5 protein-coding genes are annotated in these 7502 nt (G+C 45.6%); 2 read left to right on the top strand and 3 right to left on the bottom strand.

Annotated features, from left to right (window positions below; all coding sequences use genetic code 11):
* Positions 1-119 precede the first annotated feature (119 nt).
* Together CSQ88_RS21420 and CSQ88_RS21415 are read right to left on the bottom strand one after the other, a co-directional pair.
* Positions 120-1352: an ATP-binding protein gene (locus tag CSQ88_RS21420; protein WP_099400095.1), complete on the bottom strand. Its 1233-nt coding sequence runs from the start codon at positions 1350-1352 to the stop codon at positions 120-122.
* Positions 1349-3799 (bottom strand): TerB N-terminal domain-containing protein, encoded by a 2451-nt coding sequence (locus CSQ88_RS21415; protein ID WP_218963170.1) that lies wholly within the window; start codon positions 3797-3799, stop codon positions 1349-1351. Before CSQ88_RS21415 ends, CSQ88_RS21420 begins: the two co-directional genes overlap by 4 nt.
* Positions 3800-4727: 928 nt before the next feature.
* Here CSQ88_RS21415 and CSQ88_RS21405 point away from each other — a divergent pair.
* On the top strand, positions 4728-5987 hold the full coding sequence (locus CSQ88_RS21405; RefSeq protein ID WP_099400092.1) for an SEL1-like repeat protein: 1260 nt from the start codon (positions 4728-4730) through the stop codon (positions 5985-5987).
* 332 nt (positions 5988-6319) lie between these two features.
* Here CSQ88_RS21405 and CSQ88_RS21400 read toward each other — a convergent pair whose 3' ends face one another.
* A complete protein-coding gene (locus CSQ88_RS21400) occupies positions 6320-7006 on the bottom strand; it encodes an aminotransferase class I/II-fold pyridoxal phosphate-dependent enzyme (protein ID WP_099400091.1) in 687 nt (228 codons plus the stop codon).
* 76 nt (positions 7007-7082) lie between these two features.
* On the opposite strand from CSQ88_RS21400, the gene CSQ88_RS21395 reads away from it, so the two are divergent.
* Positions 7083-7502: rhodanese-like domain-containing protein (locus CSQ88_RS21395; protein ID WP_099400090.1), on the top strand; the 420-nt coding region annotated here is incomplete at its 3' end.

Genomic DNA, 7502 nt, shown 5'->3' with positions numbered 1-7502 from the left:
CTCGGAACTGGAGCTGGCAAGATGAAGTGCAATTGAACCCCGACCGGGCTATTGAGCCTAAAACAAGCGAGGAATTACAGGTCGCTTAAATCGTAAAAACATCTCAACTATCTTGACAATTACCGCACTTCGATTCCTCCAAGTAAATCTTGCCAAGCGGCTCCAGTGTTTTGTTCTAAAACTGCCAGAAGATTTATAAACGAAGTTATGGTGGTTCGTGGTGTTCGAAAATAGCTATCTCCAATACGGCTTGAGCAGTGCTCCATAAAGCTAAAAATCCCCTGGTCTGGAATCAAATACTTTGCTTGGTCACCTGCGGCATAAACATGTCGAATATTTTGAAGTAATACATAGAAGTCTTCAGGCGTAAGACTTGAAAGTCGTACGACTGGACCACTGAAGTCCACCAAGCCTCCCACGGCAAATGTGTTTTGAGCCAAGCGACTTTGAAGTGCTGGATAGCTGTATAAACCACGTCGTGTATCAAGCAAGAACTCAGGCGTTCCTCCAAGAACAAAACCAAGGCCATCTGCTGAGCCCTGCAACGAGTCATTTAAAATCCGCAAGATTTGCTCATAATTGGCATTTCTTGCTTGCGTATTTGAAAGCTTGTACAAATTAACTAGTTCATCGAGATTCACGAGCAAGCCCGAGAATCCGGCCAACCGAACAAAGCGAGCAAGCAATTTCAATTGGTCGTAAACAGCGGCATCATCAACAATACTGCGCACACCTAAGGCCTGCTTAGCATCTGTTTTGGTTGTGAACTCGCCACGTAGCCAGCGGATTGCATCAGCTTTTAGTTGCTCGAGTCCCTCTTCAACACCACGGCAATAAGCTGCAATAACATCAGCGAAGTCATAGCCATTCACTAGTTCTGTTAAATGATTTAGCTTTTCTCTAATAACGGTTTCGGTTGAAAGGCCATTTGCTTTGGCTTCCAATTTTGCCGTGGAAATAAATTTCTCGACAATTCCAGCAAGGGCACCACCATCTGGTTTGGTTCTGGTCGAAATGTTGCGCATCATCTCCGCATAGAGCGACCGAGCTTGGCCACCACTAGCATGAAGTCTACGGTCAGGATTTAAATCTGCACTTGCTACGACTAGCTTTTTTTCGAGCGCTACTGTGCGAACTAGATTAAGGAAAAAAGTTTTGCCTGCACCATATTCACCAGTAACAATTCGAAATGCAGACCCGCCGTCAGCAACACGGTCTATATCACCAATTAGAGTTTCGATTTCATTAGTACGTCCAACTTGAATTAAATGTTGGCCTGCGCGGGGAACTACACCGGCACGTAGTGATTGAATAACTGCATCTCGGTCTTTCGGGCGTATGGTGATGGTCATGCTTCAATTTTCTCCAGAACTTCAGCGTTAACTTCAATTGGGTCATCACCTTCGGTGAATGGGATGTCATGAACGTCATATGTTGCTTCATTAATTCGCTCAAGCGCACCGTCAAGCATCAAATCAAGGTCTGACGCCACATCAAGTAACTCTTCACGATTCCATTGTGGTCTTGAAAGTAGCATACGAGCTAGTGCGTCATGCGACTCGTCAAGGCCAAGCAAATAACTCTGTTTTGTTATTGATTCGGAATCATCCTGCTCGATAGCAACTTCAATAGATGGACTCGGCGTTGAAATTTGAGCTTCTTCATTGAAAATATTGGCTAGTAAGACTGAAACCTTGGCGGTGTCTTGTTGCAAGGCCGCAATGCGTGCAGAGTCAAGTTTGAAAGTTGAAACCTCTGCTTTTTTGGTGGGTGTCACAGATGGGGTATCTGGACTTGCCGCATGAATATCACTAAATACTTTTTTACTATCAATGCCGAGAACTTTGTAAACCTTCTCAAGCATCTTGATTTCTTCAATCGTAACCTTCTCATCTGATTGAGCGACTGTTGCCATAAATGAGCCAAGAATTTCTTTGGTTTCTATATCCAACGGCTCGAGTTGTTTTTTTAGTGAAGTCAGGGATGCAGGAGAAATGACGAGCAAGCGAAGCAGCGCCAATAAACGGCGGTTGTGATACGGAGTTAGATGTGTCCAGCTTTGAATTTGCTCACGCAAAAGTGCGGCTTCTTTTGCATCGAAATCTCCATCCGCTGCTGCAATCGATGAGGCAAGCTGAAGAGTCAATACGGCTATCTGATAAGCTGGTGTTATTGGAGAAATGATTTCCCCAGCTGGAATATCAAATAAAACGACTGTGTCTTCTAGTTTAGGAAGTTTTGCGCCACCGAGTAGATTTGGTTCTATGCCGATGCCCATCGACTCTAAAGCTTTGGCTAACGTAATTGCTTTATCTTTTGTTAGCACTGATTTGGCATTTAATGCGGAAAGTAGTTTTTGATATGGCATTACTATCTCGCCATCCTCCATTCCTGATTGAATGCTCTTCAACGCTAAAGTTAAATTGTCAGGCCACAACAATGGAGGCAAGAGCAATACACCTTCAAGCTCAGTGCTACCTTCCAAGTTCTTTGATAAGTAACGGCTATATGACTCCAACTCTTTTGTCGTTGATTCGACTATTTCCTGCAACTTTTTCAATGGCCCAGTAAGTACAGTTACATCAGGAATATCACCAAAGCTCAGTTTTGTTTCGCCATTTCGCAGCAAACCGGCTGACGCTGGGCGGTATTGAAATTTCAGTTTGGTTTTGTTGCGAGGTAACAGCAGTCCTTCAACAAATTTCTCGTGATAGCGTAATGTAAATAGTCTGCTGAATTCACTCTCGCAACGAGTTGCGGGAGTCCTTAATGAAATGTTGGGCGCATGTTTAATCCATGCAAGTGCAAGAGTTGCAGGTACGGGAGCGCTATCTATCGCCGCCTGCCCAAGAGCAAGACGAATATACACGGGCACATCATATGACTTTGGAAAAGTTGGTACCGGCTTCAGATACAGAGAGTCTGCACAATTGCTCATGGATATCCAGTCATATAACTGGCCGGCATAGCTCCGGAATGAGCCCGAGGCTGGACCATAAATTTTTAATAAACGCTGCAGCTCTTGCGCTATTACAGATAATTCGGCTTTTGCAATAGGGTCTGTTTGAGCATCAACCAATACCCGGCGTTCAAGACCGTAGAAAAATAAAAATACAAATCCGATTTCAGCTTCAGGGTCCTTTCTGCCGCCAGCTAGCCAATTCAGATAAGCTCGCCGCGCAGAATCCGAAATCTCTGAATAACTTGGCCAATAACTAAATTGTCGCTCTGTGTAGTCACCATATTTTGCAACTGGTTTATTGGTCGCTATTAATGAAGGGTCAGGGGTATCCCCATAATGAGTGGTGGTGCCTACGTAAACCATTCCACCAGTAATCGTGGTTCCTGCAACCTCGATATGCTGACCTATTGGAATCCATTTTTGTGAACCCGACCCAGAAGGTGGGGCAGGAATTCGATATTCAGATGCATCAGTATGTGCGGTATTGACTCTTACTTGAATGGGAATGTCTTCGTTTGTAATTGCGTGCTCTCGAGTTGGTGATTTTATGGAATGGCTCGAAATAGTATTCGTACTTGCTTTTGCTGTTGTTAATGGTTGTTTATCGCGTGCAATCACCGCTTGGATATCATTACCTGTGCTGCTTTTTTTGGTGAGTTTTGATACAGCCCAAATCAAGCCAATAATTCCCAAACCTATCCAAATTTCCTTTGGTACTGATGCGACCAAGGCCACAATGCAAGCAATAACTATGACTACGACGTTACCGGCGCTAGATTTTTTCTGCCTTGCCATGTGATTTATCCTTAAATTGCATGCTTTTATAAGTTGCAGCATTAGATTTTTTTAGCAGTAGTCATGTCTAGATGGCATTACTATCCAAAAAACACAATTCAATATACGCCAATAACATTGGTTTCTTAGTGCTGAAGCCTAACCAATAAAAAATGTAAGTAAATATTTTACTCTTGAACGTACAGAATTTGTGCTCAGTTCTGTCAAAGACTAAGAAAAATGCCAAAAACACTTGTTTTAAAAAACATTTTTTGAGCGATTTTAGAGAAAATTTCAAAAATTTTGCTAGCTTAAAATCCAACAAATACAACATCTTATGGTGTTTTTGCAGGGCAATACCAGAGTAAGTTCAGGGTGCAATACCAGAGTAATGCAAACCTATTGCATAATCTTATTCAATTTATCCACCCAAACTCACCGAACGTCGCCACTCAGCTTACCAATTTAGCTACAGCCAAACTCGGATTGCAGCTCGCTTTGATTGACGGGTTTAAACTATGCGACAGCCCGCAGTCGGCCAACAGCAGACTTTTGTCCTCACGATTGTGACCTAACTGAATGCCCGCAGTAGCTGCTATTGCAGACATCAATCCAGCCCACTCCAGCCTTCAGTAGCTCGGCGAAAGCAACCCCCGTGCGAAGCTAGTAATACAACAAGCTGCATATTTTTGCGTCAACTATAATGTGCACTAACAATTACTGTGGGCTTTTGGCTGACGGTATTAGGCCAGCAACCGGCTTATGCAAAAAAAAGACCCGTTACGAACACTGAATCATCAATAACATGAGAGGCATTCGTAAGAGAATAAAGTGGCAAAATTAGGATTTACCACTTGCTTTACATATACTAGGTTTACATTTCCTTACAAAAAGTAATTTTTACGTAATTATTAAACTGTACTTTACTAGCAAATCAAGAGAGCTGATTAATCTAACCACTGAAAACTTAAGCAAGCTAATAGGAGAAAAAATGAAGAAACTATTTCTCACCGCAATATTCACTGGCTGTTTAGCAACTGCAAACGCTGGATTAAGTGAAGGCTTTGCAGCACTTGAAGCAAAAAACTACGTATTGGCGCACAATGAATTTATGCAATTAGCTAAGTTAGGTGATGCTACAGCTCAAAATATCCTTGGCATGATGTATGAAAGAGGGCTAGGCGTATCGCAGGACGCCGTCAAAGCTGTGAGTTGGTTTCGTAAAGCCGCTGAGCAAGGAAATGCTATTGCGCAAGACAACCTCGGGCGAATGTATGAGAACGGTCAAGGCGCTCAGCAGGATTATGCCCAAGCCGTATTTTGGTACCGTAAGGCGGCTGAGCAAGGAAATGCCATTGCACAATCTAATCTCGGCGTGATGTATGACAGTGGTCGAGGCGTGCCAAAGGACGCTATTCAGGCGGTGAGCTGGTATCGTAAGTCTGCTGAGCAAGGCAATGCCATCGCACAACACAACCTCGGTGCGATGTACGAAAATGCCCGAGGCGTGGCGCAAGACTTCACCCAAGCAGTGAGCTGGTATCGCAAAGCCGCGGAACAAAACTTTGCTAAGGCGCAATCTAATCTCGGCGTGATGTACCTACTCGGTCAGGGTGTACCGCAGGACTATGTTCAAGCGGCCAGTTGGTTTCATAAGGCAGCAGAGCTAGGAAATGCCGATGCACAACAAAATCTAGGCGCGTTGTACTACTTTGGCCAAGGCATGCAGCAGGACTTTGCGCAAGCGGCAAACTGGTTTCGTAAGGCGGCTGAACAAGACAATTCAATTGCGCAGTTCAACCTTGGTATCATGCATCAACTCGGTCAAGGCATGCAGCAGGATTATACCCAAGCAGCGAATTTTTTTCGTAAGGCCGCTAAGCAAGGGAGTGCACCTGCGCAATCTAACCTCGGCATGATGTACCAAAAAGGCCTAGGTGTACCGCAGGACTACGCCCAAGCTGTGAGCTGGTATCGTAAGGCCGCTGAGCAAGGAAATTCACCAGCACAGTTTAATCTTGGTGTTATGTATCAGCTCGGTAAAGGGGTGCAGAAGGATATGGTTGTGGCATATGCTTTATTTAGTCTTGTGACTGTTGAAGCATCTAGCGAGCAAGCCAAAACTAAAGAGATTGTTTTATCGGCAATGAACCCAACGCAAATTGAGGCTGCTAGGCGATTAGGCATAGAAATTGCTAAACCAGCCAATTTAGTAAACGCGCTTGAAGCGTACTTTAAAAAGGTACAGTAAAAAAATTCACTCCGACAACTGTTCACTACTAAATAGTTTGCTGCCGCTCATATTGTGGCTTGCTGAATGACGGCAGTGGGTCTATTCTGTTGAAAAAGTCGGTCGCTTGCCGCTGTTCACGAAAATCGATGCAAAACTCTAGTAAATCTGACCGTTATTTAAGCAAACTCATGTCAATTTGCTGAATTATTAAGCAATTTTTAGGTGTATTTGTCATGGAGCAGGAGAGAACCCGACTTTTTCAACAGAATAGGTCGGGTGCGGTCTCTCAAGTACATTGGATAACTAGATACATTTTGTCCATTTTACAGATACATAAATGTGATGTACTTTCAGTGAAGAGTTGCAAGTAATCCAGGGTCCTCCAGCCAAACGGTGTCTTCCGGATCGATCAGCAGCTGGGCAATCATTTGTAAGGCTTGTTGTGAGCTATTCAAAATAAGAATTTGCTCTGGCTGGCAATCTACGCCACGGGCTTGCGCAAGATAGCCTGCAATAGCCGATTGCAAATCCGGCAAGCCTTGTGCCGGGCCGTAGCTGGCGAGCGCTGCGCCACTTTTGCCCCAGCGCTGCTGCATCAGCTTTTGCCACAAGGCATGCGGAAACGCGCGGGTATCGGGCTGGCCGGCATTAAATGCCATGCTGGGCAGCGCGCTGTCCCGGCAGCCGCCCGCATCTACAATTCCTTGCCCCCTCTGAGAGAGCTGTGCCGGCGCGCTGGCCACTTTTTTTGACGGGCGCAGCTGCGGCGTAAAAGCCACAAAACTCCCTGATCCTGCCCGCCGTTCAAGATAGCCTTCTGCTTCCAGCTGCTCATAAGCGGCCTCTACGCTGCTGCGTGAAATGGCTAAATCTTTGGCGAGCATCCGGCTGGCAGGCAAGCGGCTACCCTGAGGTAATCGGCCTTCGAGCAAGGCTTTACGCAGGGTGTGGATCAGCTGGGCTTGAATCCCTATCCCAATAGTGGCGCTTGCAGCAAAAAGGGTGGGCCAGAGTGGCGCAGAAAGTGGTTTGCTCATAGAGGCAGAATTGGTAGGTGGCAACAGGCCAATTTACCTTTAAATTAGCGTTGTGAACACCTTGTTGGAGATGAGAATGAGTGATCAATCTGCAGTAAAAAGTAGTGGCTTAGCCAGCCCTGCCGAGTCGGCCGCGTACTTGGCAGAGAAACTGCGCTTTCATACCGATGCGGCCGATTTAGCCAGCGATCTGTATGCGCGGCACCCGGAGATTATTGCGCTGGATACCCGTAGTGCCGAGGCTTATGAGCGTGGGCATATTCCAAGTGCAATCTCGTTTCCTCATCGCTTCATGGACGAGGCAAGCACGGCGCAGCTGGATCGCAGCAAAGTTTATGTGTGCTATTGCGATGGCATAGGCTGCAATGGCTCGACATGGGGCAGCTATAAGCTTGCCAAGCTTGGTTTTACGGTGAAAGAGCTGATTGGTGGTTTGGACTTTTGGCAGCGGGATGGGTTGCCGATTGCCATCGGGGAGGAGGCGGGGGTGTTGGTG

Origin of the sequence: Iodobacter sp. BJB302 (assembly GCF_002735645.1) — a bacterium.
Lineage (GTDB): Bacteria > Pseudomonadota > Gammaproteobacteria > Burkholderiales > Chitinibacteraceae > Iodobacter.
Note: the sequence above shows the minus strand (reverse complement) of the source record. Positions and strands in the feature narration are given on the sequence as shown.

Coding starts and splice junctions, on each gene's coding strand:
- CSQ88_RS21400 (WP_099400091.1), bottom strand. CDS start 7,006: ATGAGCAAACCACTTTCTGCGCCACTCTGGCCCACCCTTTTTGCTGCA.
- CSQ88_RS21405 (WP_099400092.1), top strand. CDS start 4,728: ATGAAGAAACTATTTCTCACCGCAATATTCACTGGCTGTTTAGCAACT.
- CSQ88_RS21420 (WP_099400095.1), bottom strand. CDS start 1,352: ATGACCATCACCATACGCCCGAAAGACCGAGATGCAGTTATTCAATCA.
- CSQ88_RS21415 (WP_218963170.1), bottom strand. CDS start 3,799: ATGCTGCAACTTATAAAAGCATGCAATTTAAGGATAAATCACATGGCA.